Annotated in this window: 15 protein-coding genes; 3 read left to right on the top strand and 12 right to left on the bottom strand. The window is 72.5% G+C overall.

Annotated elements, in window-relative coordinates; genetic code table 11:
* Nucleotides 1-14: 14 nt before the first annotated feature.
* From AMK11_RS30305 to AMK11_RS30285, 5 genes are all read right to left on the bottom strand, one after another.
* Nucleotides 15-404, bottom strand: coding sequence for a luciferase domain-containing protein (locus AMK11_RS30305; protein WP_073731295.1), 390 nt, complete (start codon nt 402-404; stop codon nt 15-17).
* A 134-nt stretch (nt 405-538) separates the two neighbouring features.
* Complete coding sequence (locus AMK11_RS30300) at nt 539-1,630, bottom strand: lytic polysaccharide monooxygenase (RefSeq protein WP_073731294.1); 1,092 nt, start codon at nt 1,628-1,630, stop codon at nt 539-541.
* Nucleotides 1,631-1,749: 119 nt separating this feature from the next.
* Nucleotides 1,750-2,895: a GH12 family glycosyl hydrolase domain-containing protein gene (locus AMK11_RS30295; protein WP_073731293.1), complete on the bottom strand. Its 1,146-nt coding sequence runs from the start codon at nt 2,893-2,895 to the stop codon at nt 1,750-1,752.
* 244 nt (nt 2,896-3,139) lie between these two features.
* A complete protein-coding gene (locus AMK11_RS30290; RefSeq protein ID WP_073731292.1) occupies nt 3,140-4,165 on the bottom strand; it encodes a LacI family DNA-binding transcriptional regulator in 1,026 nt (341 codons plus the stop codon).
* Nucleotides 4,166-4,294: 129 nt separating this feature from the next.
* Complete coding sequence (locus AMK11_RS30285; protein WP_073731291.1) at nt 4,295-5,380, bottom strand: DNA polymerase III subunit beta family protein; 1,086 nt, start codon at nt 5,378-5,380, stop codon at nt 4,295-4,297.
* Between the two features lie 103 nt (nt 5,381-5,483).
* On the opposite strand from AMK11_RS30285, the gene AMK11_RS30280 reads away from it, so the two are divergent.
* Both AMK11_RS30280 and AMK11_RS30275 read left to right on the top strand, forming a co-directional pair.
* The gene (locus AMK11_RS30280; protein ID WP_073731290.1) at nt 5,484-6,242 is read left to right on the top strand and encodes a YqjF family protein; all 759 of its coding nucleotides are present in this window, start codon (nt 5,484-5,486) and stop codon (nt 6,240-6,242) included.
* A 34-nt stretch (nt 6,243-6,276) separates the two neighbouring features.
* Nucleotides 6,277-6,687: an SgcJ/EcaC family oxidoreductase gene (locus tag AMK11_RS30275; protein ID WP_073731289.1), complete on the top strand. Its 411-nt coding sequence runs from the start codon at nt 6,277-6,279 to the stop codon at nt 6,685-6,687.
* Between the two features lie 5 nt (nt 6,688-6,692).
* Here the strand turns inward: AMK11_RS30275 and AMK11_RS30270 are convergent, their stop codons facing one another.
* The 7 genes from AMK11_RS30270 to xylB all read right to left on the bottom strand — a co-directional run bounded on the left by AMK11_RS30270 (nt 6,693) and on the right by xylB (nt 14,901).
* Nucleotides 6,693-7,481 carry an OBAP family protein gene (locus tag AMK11_RS30270; RefSeq protein WP_073731288.1) on the bottom strand — a complete coding sequence of 263 codons (789 nt, stop codon included), beginning with the start codon at nt 7,479-7,481 and terminating at the stop codon, nt 6,693-6,695.
* A 47-nt stretch (nt 7,482-7,528) separates the two neighbouring features.
* Nucleotides 7,529-8,026 carry an SDR family oxidoreductase gene (locus AMK11_RS39275; protein WP_079187793.1) on the bottom strand — a complete coding sequence of 166 codons (498 nt, stop codon included), beginning with the start codon at nt 8,024-8,026 and terminating at the stop codon, nt 7,529-7,531.
* Nucleotides 8,027-8,057: 31 nt separating this feature from the next.
* Nucleotides 8,058-9,581 carry an acetaldehyde dehydrogenase ExaC gene (gene exaC, locus AMK11_RS30260; protein WP_073731286.1) on the bottom strand — a complete coding sequence of 508 codons (1,524 nt, stop codon included), beginning with the start codon at nt 9,579-9,581 and terminating at the stop codon, nt 8,058-8,060.
* A gap of 160 nt (nt 9,582-9,741) precedes the next feature.
* Nucleotides 9,742-10,992 carry a GAF domain-containing protein gene (locus AMK11_RS30255; RefSeq protein WP_073731285.1) on the bottom strand — a complete coding sequence of 417 codons (1,251 nt, stop codon included), beginning with the start codon at nt 10,990-10,992 and terminating at the stop codon, nt 9,742-9,744.
* 132 nt (nt 10,993-11,124) lie between these two features.
* Complete coding sequence (locus AMK11_RS30250; RefSeq protein WP_073731284.1) at nt 11,125-11,775, bottom strand: N-acetylmuramoyl-L-alanine amidase; 651 nt, start codon at nt 11,773-11,775, stop codon at nt 11,125-11,127.
* 309 nt (nt 11,776-12,084) lie between these two features.
* The gene (locus tag AMK11_RS30245; RefSeq protein WP_073731283.1) at nt 12,085-13,299 is read right to left on the bottom strand and encodes an ROK family transcriptional regulator; all 1,215 of its coding nucleotides are present in this window, start codon (nt 13,297-13,299) and stop codon (nt 12,085-12,087) included.
* A gap of 156 nt (nt 13,300-13,455) precedes the next feature.
* A complete protein-coding gene (xylB, locus tag AMK11_RS30240) occupies nt 13,456-14,901 on the bottom strand; it encodes a xylulokinase (protein WP_073731282.1) in 1,446 nt (481 codons plus the stop codon).
* Nucleotides 14,902-15,088: 187 nt separating this feature from the next.
* Here xylB and xylA point away from each other — a divergent pair, with 187 nt between their 5' ends.
* Nucleotides 15,089-16,252: a xylose isomerase gene (gene xylA / locus AMK11_RS30235; RefSeq protein ID WP_073731281.1), complete on the top strand. Its 1,164-nt coding sequence runs from the start codon at nt 15,089-15,091 to the stop codon at nt 16,250-16,252.
* Nucleotides 16,253-16,357 lie beyond the last annotated feature (105 nt).

Below are 16,357 nucleotides of genomic sequence, written 5' to 3'. Positions count from 1 at the left end.
GCCGCCGGTCCGTCTCAGGCCTCCCCGGCCACGGCGCGGGGCAGCACCGTGACGCGGCGGAAGTTGCACTCCGAGGCCGGCTCCGCCCCGGGCCGGGCCTGGTGCGCCTTCAGCGCGATGCTCACCAGGCTGAGCAGCAGGTCGACGTCCGCGTCGCAGTCCAGGTGCACCGTCACCCAACGCGAGCCGGGGACCAGGCGGATGGCGCTGGAACCACCGAGGTCGTACTGGAAACGCTGGAGGGCCCGGCGGGTCAGGTGGAGGTCCACGTCCCGGCCCGAGTGGAAGTGGACGATCTCGTCACGGACGGAGCGCACGGCCCGTCCGGTTCCGCAACTGGCCGGACCCGTGGTGAGGTCGGGCCAGGCTTGCAGCCGCTCGAGGGCGCGCTGGGCCAGAGTCATGCCCCCATCGTGGCCCGATCACCGCGCCGCAACCAGAGGTTGAGCGATTTGTAACCGGCACGTGAGGTGGACGGCGCGCCAAGAGCCCCAGGGAGGCGCCCCGTCGGCGGGCGAGGCGCCTCCCTGGGACCGGTCTACGGCAGCACGCAGCCGATCGTGCCCACGGGGAAGTCGTTGCCCGAGGACGTGGCGGTGAAGCCGAAGGTCACGCTGCCGTCCGGCGGGATCACCCGGTTGTGGTCCACGTTCCGCACCGTGACCGCACCGTCGGTGCCACCGGAGAGCGAACCGTTCCACACCCCGCCGAGCGTGGTCCCGTCGCCGGGCTGCCACCGCACGGCCCAGCCGTCCAGCGGCTCCGTGCCGTGGTTCATCACCTCGACGGAGCCCTGGAATCCGCCGCTCCAGGAGTTCTCCACGTTGTAGACGGCCATGCAGTCACCGGAGTGGGTGGGCGGCGGGGTCGTCGGGTCCGTGGGGGTGGGCGTCGGCTCGGGTGTGCCGCCCGAGCCGCGGATGCCGGTCACCTCGCCGTTGCCGCCGTCGAAGACGACGTCGGAGCAGGAGAAGAAGTTCTCCTGGCTGTCCGAACGCACCCACTGCATGAAGATCAGCGCGTCACCGGAGCGCCCCGAGGGCAGCGCCAGGTCCCAGTAGTAGTGGCCCCCGTCGGCACCGGCCGAACCCCGCTGCGGCGGGTCGGTCACCGTCTGGATCAGCTCCAGGTCGTCCCAGCCCAGCTCGGAGGTGGGCGACCAGCCGGGCTTGGTCAGGTAGACCCGGAAGTCGCCCGGGTGGGCCGCCCAGTTGCTGTAGTTCACCTGGATCGTCGAACCGGACGTCAGATGGGTACGGGGCCAGTCGCCGCGCGGCGCGTTGTAGGCGGAGAAGTCGTACGGGGAACGGTCGCCGGCGCTGCACAGGGTGCCGTCCGGCACGTAACCGGCGCCGCGCCCGCCCGCGTTGGAGTCGAGCACGGCGAACCAGTTGTACAGCGCCGTCGCGCCGCTCTGGTCGAGCGCGGCCTGACAGGCGGGGTTGGTCGGGTCGAGGGCGCCGGTGCCGGTCTTGGCGTCCAGCTGGCACAGGTAGGTGCGGGAGCCGGGCATCATCGCCACCCCGTGCGCCTCGGCGCGTCCCTGTCCGAGCAGGAAGGTCACGCCGAGCGCGCTGAGCAAGGTGGCCAGTACCGCCGCGAGGGTGAGGGATCTGCTGCGTCGAGCCATGGGGTCTCCTGTTCTTAATGATCAGGGCATGACAAGCGAGAAGCTGCGTTGGAACCCCCGCCCGTCCGGGGAAGGCGTGGTCGGCCGGACGGGCGAGGGGGTACAGGGGGGGCGGGGTGCTACGCCGTGGTGCAGGAGGTGTCGTTCAGGCTGAAGCCGCCCGGTTCGGCGAACGCGCCGCCGTGCGTGCCCTGGAAGCCGAACGTGACGCTGCCGCCGGAGGCGATCCGGGCGTTGTGACCCACGCCGGTAGCCGTGACCGTGCCCGTGGCGGGGCTGACGGAGGCGTTCCAGGCGTTGGTGATCCGCTGGCCGGCGGGCAGGGTGAAGGCGAGCCTCCAGGCGTCGACGGCGGCCGGCCCGGTGTTGCGGACGGTGACGTCCGCGGTGAAGCCGTCCTGCCAGACGTTCGTGCCGTACGTCACCTCGCACGCCACCGGGTCACCGGGGTTCCCGGGATCGGGGTCGGGGCCGCCCGGGGTGCCGCCGGTCTCGACGGTGGAGGAGAAGGAGTTCACGGTGAGCCCGGCTCCGTTCTGCCACGGCTCGAAACCGGCCTGGACGCTGGTGAGGTACCAGTCGTCCTCGGCGAGTCCGCGGGCCACGGTCGCCCGTACGAAGTCCATGACGTCGAAGCTCCAGCCGGTGATGGCCGAGGGGGCCACGAAGGACAGGACGTCGTTGGCCCCGTTGCTGCCCGTCCACACCTCCCAGTTCCGCCCGCCCACGGTGGCCGTGCCGACCTGGGAGCCGATGGGCTGGATCGGGCCCACCCTGTTGAACCAGATCATGATCTCGGTCTGGTTCACCCCGTCCGTCCGGGGCGTCGGGTCCAGCCAGATGTCGTACGAGGCGTTGTAGACGGCGTCGCCGACGTAGCCGTAGGAGATGCTCGACGGCGCCTCGGAGACGGTGCTGATCCGGGCGGGCAGGTTGGTGCCCGGCGAACAGTTGGTGTAGTGGCAGCCGTTGAAGACGGACGGGTACGACTTGGGCGCCCCGTTGGTCGGCACCGAGCCGTCGGCCTGGCTGACCCGGAAGCCCGTGTCGGTGGCGGTGACGCACTGGGTCGCGCTGGTGCCCCAGCGGTTGTTCTGGACGACGTAGCGTCCCTGGATCGTCGTCGTCCCGAACGGCTCGCAGAGGGTGGTGTCGGCCTGCGCCGGTGCCGCCGCGGTCACGAGCGACGTGACCAGCGCGAGGATCGCGATCAGTGCTCCTGCGGCACCGCGCAGGGGGCGGACTCGGGGGCGTAACGGTCGCATGGGGGCCTCTCCGGGAGGGTGCGGGGGGATGGAGGGGCCGGTGCGGGAGCGCTCCCAACTCCCCACTGATGGGAGCGCTCCCACTTACCGGTTGCAGGGGACTGTAGAAGCCGTTCATGTTCCTGACAAGACTGTGCGCACCGGCATCGTCGAAGAAATCTCGAAGGAGCAGGTGAGAGCGGTGCGGCCGGGAACGGTCGGCCCGGGAGCGCTCCCGGGCCGTCGGCGAGCGCGGCAGCGAGCGTCAGGCGGAGTCCCGGAGGACCAGCTCCGTACGGAGGATGACGTGCCGCCAGGCGACGGGGGAGTCCTCCATCTCCTCCAGCAGCAGCCGCACCATGGTCCGGCCGATCTCCTCCAGCGGCTGCCGGACCGTCGTCAGGGGCGGCTCCGTGGGGCGGGCGGGATGGAAGTCGTCGAAGCCGATCACCGCCACGTCCTGCGGCACCCGCCTGCCCGCCGCGCGCAACGCGCCCAGCGCCCCCGCGGCCAGGGTGTCCGAGGCGGCGAAGACCGCGTCGAGGCCGGGATGCCGGGCCATCAGCTCGGTCGTCGCCCGGCGCCCGCTCTCCTCCGTGAAGTCGTCACCCGCGACGACCAGCGAGTCCGTGACCTCCCGCCCCGCCAGCTCCAGGGCCTCCCGGTAACCGCGCAGCCGGCACTGGGCGACATACATGTCGAGCGGTCCGGTGACGGCCCCGATCGTGCCCCGGCCGCCGTTCAGCAGGTGGGTGACCGCGCCGCGCGCGCCGCCGGCGTTGTCCGCGTCGACGTACGTGACGCTCTCGTCACCGGAGCGCCGCCCCAGCATCACCGTCGGCAGTCCCGCCTTGGCGAGCATGTCCGGCAGCGGGTCCTCGGCGCGCACGGACATCAGCAGTACGCCGTCCACCCGGCCGCCGCGCGCGTACTCGACGAAGCGCTGCCGCTCGGTGTCCGTGCGGACCAGGGTGAGCAGCAACTGCACCGGGGTGTCGGTGAGGGCGTCGCCGACGGCATGCACGATCTCGGTGAAGAACGGTTCCCCGAACAGCCGCCAGTCCGGCTCCGTCATGACCAGCGCGACGGCGTCCGCACGGTGCCCGGCCAGGGAACGGGCCGCCAGGTTCGGGACGTACCCCAGTTCCGCGATGGCCCGCTGTACGGCGCGGCGCGTCGAGTCCCGTACGCCCGCGGCGTTGTTGACGACCCTCGAGACGGTGCCCCGGCCCACACCGGCGAGGGCGGCCACCTCCTCCAGCGTGGGCGTGCCGGGACGCTGCCTGCCCATACGCGCCTCCCCCCGACGAGATCGTTCGATACTACGGTCACTTTCCCGGCTCGGCCGACGGATCGGGGAGGAGGTGGCCGGGGAACGACTCACGGCACCGGCGTGTGCCGGGCCGTCGGCGCCCGGCCGTCAGTCGTCCAGCCGGACCGGCATGAGCAGTGCGAACGTCGTCTCGTCGGCCACGCGGCGGATCGCCACAGGAGCCGTGGGGGCGCCGAACTCCAGCACCAGCCGGTCTCCGCCCGCGGCGGCGATCGCCTCCAGCAGGAACCCCCGGTCGACGGCGACGCGGCTCCCGTCGCCGTCTCCGTCCTCGCGCACGCTGACCGTGCCGTCGTCCGCGATCCCGAGCACACTGACGTCGCCGGACACGTCACCCTGCTCGCGCGCCACACCCGGGCGGACGGGACCGGTCTCCAGCTGCGCACGGAGGGCGGCCGTCTCGACGAGGGCCCGCCGTCCGGACGGCAGGTGGACGAGCCGGCGGTAGTCGGGGAAGTCCTGGGCGAGGCACTGCCCGGCCGCCTGACGGTCCCCGGCCTCCAGCGCCACCCGGTCACCGTCCACGGTGAGACCGACGGGCTCGTCCCCGCCCAGCAGCGCGCGCATCGCGTCGGAGAGCGGGACGGGCACGGTCACCTGCACGCGTGGCCCCGCGTGACCGGTGGCGCCGATCCGGGCCACGGCCATCCGGTAGCGGTCGGTGGCCACGAGGTGAAGGGTGTCGCCCTCCACGTCGAACAGGACACCGCCGAGCATGGGCAGTCCGGGGTCGGAGCTCGCCGCGTAGCGGACCGCGTCCAGCGCGGCGGCCAGCTCGGGCGCGGACACGGACAGACGGGCGGCGGTGGTGCGGGGTGCGGTGGTCATGGGGTTCTCCCTCTGGTCGAGCAGGGTCCGGATCGCGGAGAACTCGGCGCGGGCGGCGGCCAGCCCGCCTTCGAGCCGGCGTAGGTGCGCCAGGAGGAGTCCGCGCACCAGGTCGGTGTCCGAACCGGACCAGCCGGCCAGTACCAGCCGGATGTCCGCCAAGGGCATGCCGGCCCGGCGCAGCCGCGCCAGCAGCCGCGCCTCGTCCAGCTGCTCCGGCGCGTACCAGCGGTAGCCGCTGACCGGATCCACCCAGGCGGGGACCAGCACACCGGCACGGTCGTAGAACCGCAGGGCGCTCACGCCCAGGCCGCTGTCGCCGGCCATCTCCCCAATGCTGCGCATCTCGCTCTCCACGTCCGCGACTCTGGGCCCTTGACCAGGTCGAGGGTCAATCCCGGCCCCCGAGGGCCCCACGCCCGTCCCGGCCGTCTGCCATTCTTGCGCCGTGCAGAAGCCCACCCCCGTGACTCCCGACGCGCCCGAGCCGGCAAGGACACCGCTGCTCACCCAGGAGTGGCTCGACCTGGCCTTCGTCCACTGGGCCGTCGAGCCGGCCGCCGTGGCGCACCTGATGCCGCGCGGCACCGTCCCCGACACGTACGACGGGCTGACGTACGTCGGACTCGTCGCCTTCCGGATGTACCGGGTCGGCTGGTTCCGGCTGCCCGGGGTGCCCTACTTCGGCTCGTTCCCGGAGACCAACGTGCGCCTGTACTCGGTGGACGTCCACGGCCGGCGCGGTGTGGTCTTCCGGTCGATGGACGCCTCGCGGCTGGTCCCGGTGGTGATGGGGCGCCTCCTCTTCCGGCTGCCCTACCTGTGGTCCCGCATGAGCGTCCGCTCCGCCGGCTCCACTCTGGCCTACACGAGCTCCCGCCGATGGCCCGGTCCGCGCGGGGCGTCCAGCCGCATCGTCGTCCGCACCGGTGAGCACATCCGCGAGCCCACGGGGCTGGAGCACTTCCTCACCGCCCGCTGGGGCATGCACAACGCGTTCCCCGGCGGTGCGGCGTACCTGCCCAACCACCACCCCCGCTGGCCCCTGTACCGTGCCGAGCTCCTCACCTGCGACGAGAACCTGGTGGCGGCCGCCGGTGTCCCCGCCCCCACCGCCGCCCCCGTCAGCGTGCTCTACTCACCGGGCGTCCGGGTCCGCCTCGGCCGGCCCGCACGCCCAGCGGCCCTTCTGCCCCTCGGCCCTTGACCTCAACCGGACTCGAGGTACCAGGCTGGCCCGCATGAACCCCGACATCCCGAACACCGACACCACGGCCGACATCGAGGCGATCCGGCAGGTCGTGGCCACCGTCCAACGCACCCAGCGGGCCAAGGACGCCGAAGGATTCCTCGCCCTCTTCCATCCGGACGCGCTGTGGACGACCGCCCACGGCAAGGTCCTCCTCGGCTTCGACGCGATCGCCGACTTCACCCGCGCCGTGCTGCCGAACGCCACGTGGGACGGAGACGTCACCTACGAGGCCGTCCACGTGCAGTTCCTGCGGCCGGACGTGGCGGCCGTGAAGGTACGGCAGGTCTACCACTCGGCCGAGGGGGACACGGAGGGCGCGCCGCTGTACGTCATGACCAGGCAGGACGACGGACGCTGGCTGCTGCACGCCGGCCAGAACACCGAAGTGCGGGCCGGCTGAGCGGATCAGCGCTTGAGATCCGTCTCCTCGACGCGTGTCTGCACCGTCCGGCCGCTCTCCCACGCGTTGGCACCGGGAGCCACCTCCGGCATCGGGATGTCCTCCCGGCTGCGCCGCTTGCGGGCCGTCGAGAGGCCGAGCCGCTCGTCCCGTGCCCGCACCATCTCGTCCGAGGCCTGCCCGTCCTCAGTGAAGCCCATCATCAGCTGCGGGATGCCGTACGGGAAGTCGTCGCGGTCGTACTGCCAGGTGTGGAAGGTCTTCCCGTAGGTGGTCACGAGGTCCTCGAAGTAGGCGTGCTCGGCCAGGTCGGGGATACCGGGCGCGGTGAGGATGCCGGACTTCACCTCGTAGTGGTGGCTGTGCCACAGCCGCTTCTCGTCCTCGGGCAGGCTGCGGAAGCGTTCCTCGCTGATGATGTACTCGATGCCTATCAGCCGGGCGTCGGGGGCGTTGCGGTCGAAGATCACGCACTGGTGCAGGTCGTGCCGGAGATGGATGCAGAAGTGCGTGGCCTCCACCTGCCTGCCCATGTCGTCGGCGTACATGTGGAAGCCGTTGAGGTAGGTGCTCATCGCGTCGATCGGGTACTTCGGCTGCATCGCGCCGGCCGCCAGGTCCAGCGCGCGGTGCTTGAGGGGGTGCCCCTTGCCGACCTTGCCGATCGTGGCCGCCTTGCGGCCGAGCAGGAGCCCGGCGGCGGCCGTGGCGCCCGCCGCGGCACCGACGCCCACGGCTGCGGCACGTCCCCGGCCGGCGCCGCCCGAACGGTGCGTTCCGTGTGTGAATGCCATGGCCGCCGGGTGCCCTGCGCCCGGTGGCCGTAACGGCCCGTCGGCTCTCAGGCCCTCCTCGGACGCGGAGCCGGGCTCGGCGGCCAGTGCCAGTCCCTCGAAGGGCGAGGGTGAGCTTCCGACGACACCGCGGCGGCGGATGCTGCGGGCGTCCAACGGCGGGGCGCCCGGGCGCTCAGACGATGTGGCGGCCGCCGTCGACCGTGATGACATCGCCGGTCGTATAGGTCGCCCGTGTCAGGAACTGGACCGCCTCGGCGAGGTCCTCCGGAGTGCCGACCCGGTGGCCTTGCTGACGGCGTAGGGGACGAGCTGCCCAGGGCACGGGTCGCCGAGACCGATGAGACGTTGACGATCGAGCCGGCTCCGGACTCGCGCAGGTGCGGGACGGCGGCGGTGGTCAGCTGCCAAGCGCCGATCACGTTGACGTCGAAGATGTCGCGCCACACGGAGGCATCGGCGGCCTCAAGGTCGTCCTTCGCAGCGCACCGGCTTGTCGCCGAGCGCGGCCCAGGGTGAGTGTGACAAGGGCGCCTGCCGGACAAGTTGCCTGGTCAGGCGCCGTTGTCTGAGTCTCTAGAAGAAGCCCAGCTTCTTCGGTGAGTACGACACCAGGAGGTTCTTCGTCTGCTGGTAGTGCTCCAGCATCATCTTGTGGTTCTCCCGGCCGATCCCCGACTGCTTGTAGCCGCCGAACGCGGCGTGCGCCGGGTAGGCGTGGTAGCAGTTGGTCCAGACGCGGCCCGCCTGGATCGCGCGGCCCGCGCGGTAGGCGGTGTTCATGTCGCGGGTCCACACCCCGGCGCCGAGACCGTACAGGGTGTCGTTGGCGGTCTTGATCGCGTCGTCGAAGTCGTCGAAGGACGTGACCGACACGACCGGGCCGAAGATCTCCTCCTGGAAGATCCGCATGCGGTTGTGGCCCTCGAAGACCGTCGGCTGGACGTAGTAGCCGCCCTTCAGCTCTCCCTCGTGCTCGACGCGTTCGCCACCGGTGAGCACCTTGGCGCCCTCCTGCCGGCCGATGTCGAGGTAGGAGAGGATCTTCTCCAACTGGTCGTTGGAGGCCTGGGCGCCGATCATCGTGTCGGTGTCCAGGGGGTGGCCCGGTTTGATCAGCTCGGTGCGGGCGACGGCGGCCGCCATGAAGTCGGCGTAGTTGCCGCGCTGGACCAGCGCCCGGGACGGGCAGGTGCACACCTCGCCCTGGTTGAGGGCGAACATCGTGAAGCCCTCGAGCGCCTTGTCGCGGAAGTCGTCGTCCCGGTCCCAGACGTCGTCGAAGAAGATGTTGGGCGACTTGCCGCCGAGCTCCAGGGTGACCGGCTTGATGTTCTCCGAGGCGTACTGCATGATCAGCCGCCCGGTGGTGGTCTCCCCGGTGAACGCCACCTTCGCCACCCGCGGGCTGGACGCCAGCGGTTTGCCCGCCTCCACGCCGAAGCCGTTGACGATGTTCAGGACGCCGGGCGGCAGCAGGTCCGCGACCAGGCTCAGCCAGTAGTGGATCGAGGCGGGAGTCTGCTCGGCGGGCTTCAGGACCACCGCGTTGCCGGCGGCGAGGGCGGGAGCGAGCTTCCAGGCCGCCATCAGGATCGGGAAGTTCCACGGGATGATCTGCGCGACGACCCCCAGCGGCTCGTGGAAGTGGTACGCCACGGTGTCGTCGTCGACCTCGCCGAGCGAGCCCTCCTGGGCGCGGATCGCGCCCGCGAAGTAGCGGAAGTGGTCGACGGCGAGCGGGATGTCGGCCGCCAGCGTCTCGCGCACCGGCTTCCCGTTCTCCCAGCTCTCGGCGACCGCCAGGCGTTCCAGGTTCGCCTCCATGCGGTCGGCGATCTTCAGCAGGACGTCGGAGCGCTCGGTCACCGACGTCCGGGCCCAGCCCGGGGCCGCCTCGTGCGCCGCGTCGAGCGCCCGCTCCACGTCCTCCGCCGTACCGCGCGCGACCTCCGTGAACGGCTGGCCGTTCACCGGTGACGGGTTCTCGAAGTACTGCCCGCGCGCCGGCGGCACGTACGCGCCGCCGATGAAGTGGTCGTAGCGCGACTGGTAGGAGACGATCGCGCCCTCGGTGCCGGGCGCCGCGTAACGGGTCATCCTGTCTGCCTCCCTCGTCGAGTGCCGCCCGCCGTTGGACGGCTCTGCGCGCGAGGCTAGGCAGCGGGACGTTGCAGACAGGTTGCGTCCGCGGCGGCAGCCGCCCGCTACCGGTCCACGACCGGTCGGTCATGGCCGGCCGGTACGTGGCCACCACGTCTTACGGGGCCGCCAGTTCGGACTCCAGCGCGGCGAGCCGGGACCGGGCCGCGGCCGTCGGCCGGACCGCGGCCAGGGTGCGCCAGACGTCGAGGTCGTCCTCGCCCCACGGGGAGTGCGCCCAGTCGGCCAGCAGGTCGGGATCGCCGCAGGCGATCAGCGCGGCACGCAGCCCGTCGGCGAGCCGGCGCCTGAGCCGCGCGACCGCCGGGGCCCGGGAGCCGGGCAGCAGCGGACCGGCGTACGCCGTCGCCGCCGCCGTCACGGCACCGGACCGCAGGCGACGCTCGACCACCGTGGCGTCGGACTCGACGGGCATCGTCAGCCGGTAGGGCCGCGACACCAGTCGGCCGGGGCCCAGGATGCCGCGCAGCCGGGCGAGTTCGGCACGCAACGTCACCGGCGGCACCGACTCGTCCTCGTACAGCGCGCACAGCAGTTCGTCGCCGGTGAGGCCCTCCGGATGGTGGGCCAGCAGCACGACGATCTCGCTGTGCCGCCGGCTCAGCCGCACTCCGCGGCCGCCCGAGCTGAGCAGCGCCTCGTCGCGGCCCAACGCGGTCAGCTCGGCCCCCTCGGCAGCGGACGGCTCCGGGGCGAGCAGCGCCAGCTGAGACTCGGCGGCACGCGCGACCGCCTGGACGAAGCCCAGACTGTGCGGGTGCGCCAGGCCGTCCCCGCCGGTGATGTCCACCGCGCCGAGCACCCGTCCGGTACGGGGATCGTGCACCGGGGCAGCCGCGCACGTCCACGGCTGGACCCGGCGGATGAAGTGCTCGGCCGTGAACACCTGGACCGGCCGGCCGACGGCCACCGCCGTGCCCGGCGCGTTGGTCCCCACCGCCGACTCCGCCCAGCGGGCGCCCGGCACGAAGTTCATCCCGTCCGCCCGTCGCCGGGTCGCCGGGTGCCCCTCGACCCACAGCAGTCTGCCGTGCGCGTCGCAGACCGCGAGCAAGTGCTCGCCGTCGGCGGCGAAGGTCCCGAGGAGCTCCCGGATCAGCGGCATCACCCGCGCCAGCGGATGCTCGGCCCGGTAGGCGCCCAGGTCGTCGTCCATGAGCTCCACACTCGCGGTCCCGTCGGGGCCGACACCCGCCCGGACCGAGCGTCGCCAGGACTCCGCCACCACGGGGCGCACGGGCCGCGGCACCGTACCCGCCTCGGTGAAGGCCTCGTGCGCCCGCCGCAGCGTCCGGGCGCGTTCGACGGGGTCGGCCCCCGGTTCCAGAGCCAGCCACGCATCAGTCAACTCGGCCTCCCCGGAAGGTGTCGCGACGGGGCCATCGTCACTCCGTGGACGGAAGCGGACAACCACTTCGACCGGTCCGATCACCCGAAGGTGGCCTTCCGCCGAGGCCTTCCGCCGCGAGCCGGGCGCGGCTCAGGCGAAGTTGACCAGTCTGATGTAGCGGGTCCAGTCCCACAGCGGCCCCGGGTCCGTGTGGTCGCTGCCCGGCACCTCGTGGTGCGCGATGATGTGCTCACGGTCCTTGGGGATGCCGTAGGTGGTGCAGATCGCCGCGGTGAGGAGGGCCGACTGCTCGTACAGGGCGTCGGTGAAGTACTCCGGCCGGTCCACCCACCCCTCGTGCTCGATGCCGATGCTGCGGGTGTTGTAGTCCCAGTTCCCCGCGTGCCAGGCGATGTCGGCCTCGCGGACGCACTGCGCGACGTGCCCGTCCGAGGAGCGGACGACGTAGTGCGCCGAGACCTGCCTGTCCGGGTTGCGGAAGATGGAGAGGGTGTCGGCGTAGGTCTCCTGCGTGACGTGGACGACGACGTGGTCGACGGGGTAGGCGGAGGGACGGGTCGACCGGGTGTAGTTGGACGTGCTCGCCGGCTGCCACTCGACGGAGGGGTACTCGGCGGCACGGGGGTTCGGGTCCGGGTCGGATCCGGGTCGTGCGCCGGTACCGGAGTGCGCCGCGGCACGAGTGCCGGAGAACAGTGCGAACGGGACGGTGGCGAGCGCGGCGCCCTGCAGCAGGCGCCGCCTGGTCGGTACGGGGGCGGCTTTCCTTTCCCTTTCCATGGACTGACCTTTCGTCGGTGGGGGCCTGGGCCCGGTGGGGGGTGTTCGGCGCGCGACGGCCGCCGAGGAGGAGGGGAGGTCGGTGACGCGGACGTGGTCCGCCGTCCGTCGCGCCGGGTGCGTCCGCGTGAATCACCGTACGGGCAGCGGGGATTGCGCAGAAGAGCGCCGCGCCGTTCCGTGGACAGCCCCCGCCTTGTGGACATCGCGCTCACTCGAACGAGTGATGAAAGGGTGGGAGGCGGGGGCTGGAGTGTTTCGCTGCGGTGTTTCGCGCCGCGAAGGGACGGAGTGCTGCCCGGCTCGGGCTCAGGCCCGTTCCGCCACCACCGCCGGATCGTCCAGGACGGCCCGCACCACCGAGTGGGCGGCGCCCAGCAACGGCCCCCGGGACCCGAGTTCCGACACGGCGACCGGGCACGCCGGGCCGGCCGTGCGCCGGGCCAGCTCGTCGTTGAGTGACGGCAGCAGCCAGGGGGCGAGCCCGGCCAGTGCTCCACCCAGCACCACACCCTCGGGATCCAGCAGGTTGACCGCCCCGGTCAGCGCGATGCCGAGTGCCGTGCCCGCCTCGCGCAGGGCACGCCGTACCGCCTCGTCCCCTTCGGCCGCACGTTCCGCGAGCATGCCCACCCGGTCCTCGCCCGGCTCCAGACCGGCCGCGCGCAGGACCGCCTTCTCGCCGGCGTACTGCTCCAGGCATCCCCGTCCGCCGCAGGCGCACTCCGGTCCGTCGGGCCGGACGGGCACATGGCCCAGCTCGCCCGCGAAGCCGCGGGTGCCGCGCAGCAGCCGCCCGTCGACGACGACGGCGGCACCGATGCCGATCTCGGCCGAGACGTGCAGGAAGTCCCGTGGGGTGCCGTCGCCGAGCCAGAGTTCGGCGAGCGCGCCGAAGTTGGCCTCGTTGCCCACGGTCAGCGGCAGGTGTTCCGGCAGCAGCGGGCCCAGGTCCGCGTCGTGCCAGTCCAGGTTCGGGGCGTGGACGACGGTACGGGCGTCGCGTGCCACGAGTCCCGGCACGGCCAGTGCGAGCCCGGCCGGCCACAGTCCCTCGGCCTCGGTCTCGGAGACGACCTGCCGCACCAGACCGTTGAGCTGTTCGATCACCGGCTCCGGGGAGCGGCCCCGATTGCTGCCGTGGCGCACCACACGCGCCCGCAGGCTGCCGCGCAGGTCGACCGCGCAGACCGCGAGGTGGTCCACACCGACCTCCGCACCGATGCCGGCCGGCCCCGTTCCACTGACGGCGAGCGCCGACCCGGGCCGCCCCACGCGGCCGGGCCGCTCAGGGCCCAGTTCCTCCAGCAGTCCCGTGCGGATGAGCTCGTCCACCAGGGTCGACACCGCCGCACGCGTCAGCCCGATCCGGGACGCCACGGCGGCCCGCGACAGCGGACCCTCCGCGCTGACGGTGTGCATCACACGGGCGAGGTTGCGCCGGCGCATGCCCTGCTGGGTGTCCGGCAGGGCACGCCCGGGGCGGGCCGGGTGGCTGTGCGCTTCGTGCGGCGGTGCGGTCATGCCTCCGTCAGTCCTTGGTCGGTCTCTCCGTCGTCCGTTCGGTCACGCCTCTCGAAGCCGTCGACAGGCGGTGCCGACGGCAATCGGCCGGGCCGGCCTGCGACGGTCGTCGGGCGACGCCTGCGCGCCGGCGGCGTCGCCCGTGCGGTCGTGTGCTCAGCCGGAACCCACTCCCCGCTCCAGCAGGGGTGCCGCGTCGGAGAGTATCCCGGAGATCCTGGTCAGCGTCGCCTCGTCCCGTTCCACGGCGTCCAGCACCGGCCCGGCGGCCGTGTTCCAACGGCGGGCGACCGCCGCCGCGTCCTCGCCGGTCAGCAGGCCGGCCGCCTGTGCGGCGGCGCCGAGCGCGACCAGCTCCCTGGCCTCGGGGATCTGCACGGGCCGCCCCGACAGCCGTCGTACGGTCTGCTGCCAGGCGGTCCCGCGCGCACCGCCGCCGATCAGCAGCAGCGGCGCGTCCGGGTCCGCGTCGGCGTCGAGGACGAGGTCCAGCGCACCGAGGAGCGAGTGGACGGCACCGTCGTAGGCGGCCTGGAGCAGCTGGCCGGCGGTGGTGTCGTGACGCAGCCCGTGCAGGAGGCCGGAGGAGTGCGGCAGGTTCGGTGTGCGCTCGCCGTCCAGGTAGGGCAGGAGCGTGACGTCGGTGCCGGGCTCGACGGCCTCCCGGTCCAGGCACAGCAGCGCGGCGACGCGGTCGACGGCGAGTGTGCAGTTGAGGGTGCAGGCCAGCGGCAGCCAGTCGCCGCGCGCGTCGGCGAATCCGGCCACGGTGCCGGTCGGGTCGGCGGAGCGGTGCCGCGACACGGCGTAGACGGTGCCCGAGGTGCCCAGGCTCATCACCGGCACACCCGGGCGCAGCCCGAGGCCCAGTGCGGCGGCCGCGTTGTCGCCGGTGCCGGCGGCGACCAGGGTGCCCTTGGAGAAGGGCAGGCCGTGGCCGTCGCGCACGGTTCCGGCCACCTCGCCGGGACGGACCGGACGGGGCAGCAGCGCCGGATCGAGCCCCACGTGCGCGAGGACCTCCTCGTCGTAGGCCTCGGTGCCGGAAGCCCACCAGCCGGTGCCGGACGCGTCGCCGCGGTCGGTGGTTCCCTCGCCGGTGAGCCGTTCGGTGAGGTAGTCGTGGGGGAGCCGTACCGCCTTCGCCGCGCGGGCCGCCTCCGGTTCGTGCTCGGCCAGCCAGGCCCACTTGGTGACCGTGAACGAGGCACTGGGCACGCTGCCCGTGCGCTCCGCCCAGCTCTTGGGGCCGCCCAGCTCCTCGATCAGGCGGCGGGCCTGCGGGGCCGAGCGCACGTCGTTCCACAGCAGGGCCGGGCGCACCGGCTCGCCCTGGGCGTCCAGCGTGACGAGACCGTGCTGCTGACCGCCGACGGACACCGCGGCGGCCTCCCGCGCGGCGTCACCGCACTGGTGCAGGGCCTCGCGGAGCGCGTCCCACCACTGACGCGGGTCGCTCTCGCGGCCGGCTCCTGAGGACACCGTGTGGGGTGCCTGGCCGCTCGCGACGACCTGGCCGGTGGCCGCGTCGACGACCAGTGCCTTGGTGGACTGGGTGGACGTGTCCACGCCGACTACGAGCGGTCCCTCGGCTGCTGACATCGGGTTTCTCCCTCTTCCGCGGCTCTCTGCGGGCTCTGACTGGACTGCCTGGAGTGGCTGGACTGCCTCGATCACTCCTTCGGGGACACCTTGTCCCTTCCCAGAAGCGTGTGTGCATACTAATTTGTAAAGCGCCATGACGAAATAGTCGGCAGCGAGTGATCGGCAGCGAGTGAGGAGCCGCGGAATGAACTACCAGCCCACTCCCGAGGACAGGTTCACGTTCGGCTTGTGGACGGTCGGCTGGCAGGGCCGGGATCCCTTCGGCGATGCCACCCGGCGTGCGCTGGACCCGGCGGAGTCGGTGCGCCGCCTGGCCGAGCTGGGGGCGTACGGGGTCACCTTCCACGACGACGACCTGATCCCGTTCGGGTCGAGCGACACCGAGCGCGAGGAGCACGTCAAGCGGTTCCGGCAGGCGCTGGACGCGACCGGCATGAAGGTGCCGATGGCGACGACGAACCTGTTCACGCACCCGGTGTTCAAGGACGGCGCGTTCACGGCGAACGACCGGGACGTGCGCCGGTACGCGCTGCGCAAGACGATCCGCAACATCGACCTCGCGGTGGAGCTGGGCGCGAGCGTGTACGTCGCCTGGGGCGGCCGGGAAGGCGCGGAGTCCGGCGCGGCCAAGGACGTGCGGGACGCCCTGGACCGGATGAAGGAGGCCTTCGACCTGCTGGGCGAATACGTCACCGAGCAGGGCTACGACCTGAAGTTCGCGATCGAGCCGAAGCCGAACGAGCCCCGCGGCGACATCCTGCTCCCGACGGTGGGCCACGCTCTGGCTTTCATCGAGCGGCTGGAACGTCCGGAGCTGTACGGCGTGAACCCCGAGGTCGGCCACGAGCAGATGGCGGGGCTGAACTTCCCGCACGGGATCGCGCAGGCGCTGTGGGCGGGCAAGCTGTTCCACATCGACCTCAACGGCCAGTCGGGCATCAAGTACGACCAGGACCTGCGCTTCGGCGCGGGCGACCTGCGGGCCGCGTTCTGGCTCGTCGACCTGCTGGAGAGGGCCGGTTACACGGGGCCGCGGCACTTCGACTTCAAGCCCCCGCGGACCGAGGACCTCGACGGTGTGTGGGCGTCGGCGGCCGGCTGCATGCGCAACTACCTGATCCTCAAGGACCGGGCGGCGGCCTTCCGGGCGGACCCGCAGGTGCAGGAGGCCCTCGCGGCGGCCCGGCTGGACGAGCTGGCCCGTCCGACCGCCGAGGACGGCCTCGCGGCCCTGCTGGCCGACCCGAGTGCCTACGACACCTTCGACGTGGACGCGGCCGCCGCGCGCGGTATGGCCTTCGAGCACCTGGACCAGCTCGCCATGGACCACCTCCTCGGCGCCCGCTGAGGCGTCTGCCCAGGCACCTGCCCAGCGCTCGGACCCCTGCACGAGGTTCCGGCCCCCGTCCGGTCGACGGACGGGGGCCGGAAACTGTCGGCACGTCGGGTACCG

The organism is Streptomyces sp. CB02414, from assembly GCF_001905385.1.
GTDB lineage: Bacteria > Actinomycetota > Actinomycetes > Streptomycetales > Streptomycetaceae > Streptomyces.
Note: the sequence above shows the minus strand (reverse complement) of the source record. Positions and strands in the feature narration are given on the sequence as shown.